The sequence below is a fragment of the Bradyrhizobium sp. PRIMUS42 genome (genome assembly GCF_023006515.1).
Taxonomy (GTDB): Bacteria; Pseudomonadota; Alphaproteobacteria; order Rhizobiales; family Xanthobacteraceae; genus Bradyrhizobium.
The window spans coordinates 1-914 of sequence record NZ_JALBGZ010001298.1 but is presented as its reverse complement, the minus strand read 5'-3'; the positions used below and the strand labels follow the sequence as shown (position 1 = coordinate 914).

Annotated in this window: 1 protein-coding gene and 1 pseudogene; both read right to left on the bottom strand. The window is 64.3% G+C overall.

The genetic code is table 11. From position 1 onward, the window contains the following. Nucleotides 1–734 (bottom strand): GMC family oxidoreductase (locus tag MOV75_RS39855; protein ID WP_247008332.1); only part of this gene is annotated, 734 nt, incomplete at its 3' end. A gap of 54 nt (nucleotides 735–788) precedes the next feature. Continuing rightward, nucleotides 789–914 (bottom strand): annotated as a pseudogene (locus MOV75_RS42820) (TetR/AcrR family transcriptional regulator); the annotation flags it as partial.

Sequence of the window (914 nt, the reverse complement as noted above, 5' to 3'; positions counted from 1 at the left end):
TGCCGATATTCGACGCCGACGGCGCGGCGGCCCTCGAACAGCACGCGCTGGCCGAGCGCTCCAGTTTCGATCTTGAGGTTGCCGCGGGACTTTGCCGGGCCGAGATAGGCCACCGAGGTCGAAGCGCGGCGGCCGTTGCGCGTCGTGGTCTGGAACAGGCCGACGCCTTCTTGCGTGGCACCGTTGAAATCGGGGTTGTAGGGCAGACCGGTCTCGACCGCGGCGTCGATGAAGGCCTTTGACAGCGGATCGGTCACGACCATGTTGGACACCGGCAGCGGACCGCCGCTGCCATGATACTGATCGGCCCCCCGCGACTGGTTCTCGGCCTTCTTGAAATAGGGCAGCACGTCGTCATAGCCCCAGCCGGTGTTGCCGAGCTGGCGCCAGCGGTCATAGTCCTCGTGCTGGCCGCGGACATAGAGCAGGCCGTTGATCGAGCTCGATCCGCCCAGCGTCTTGCCGCGCGGCTGAAAAACCTGGCGGCCCTTCAGCTCGGGCTCCGGCTCGGTCTGGTACATCCAGTTGACGGTCTTCTCCTTGAACAGCTTGCCGTAGCCGAGCGGGACGTGGATCCAGATGTTGGAATCCTTTGGGCCGGCCTCGAGCAGCAGGACGCTGTGCTTGCCGTTCGCGGAAAGCCGGTTAGCGAGGACACAGCCGGCGGAGCCTGCGCCGACGATGATGTAGTCGAATTCGGGATCGCTTGGTTCGAGGGAAGAATTTGCGGTCATCTGTTGCTAGTCTTCTTGTTGCTGTGGACGTTTCCGTTTCGTCACTTAGCACAATCATTCCCGCACGCGCAGCGCCTCGACCAGCGACTTGAACGCACGGGCATATTCCGCGCCCGCCCTTGCGATATCCGTGCGTCCGGCGCAGGCGACCGCGGCCTCCGTCACCGCGCCGAGCAGCAG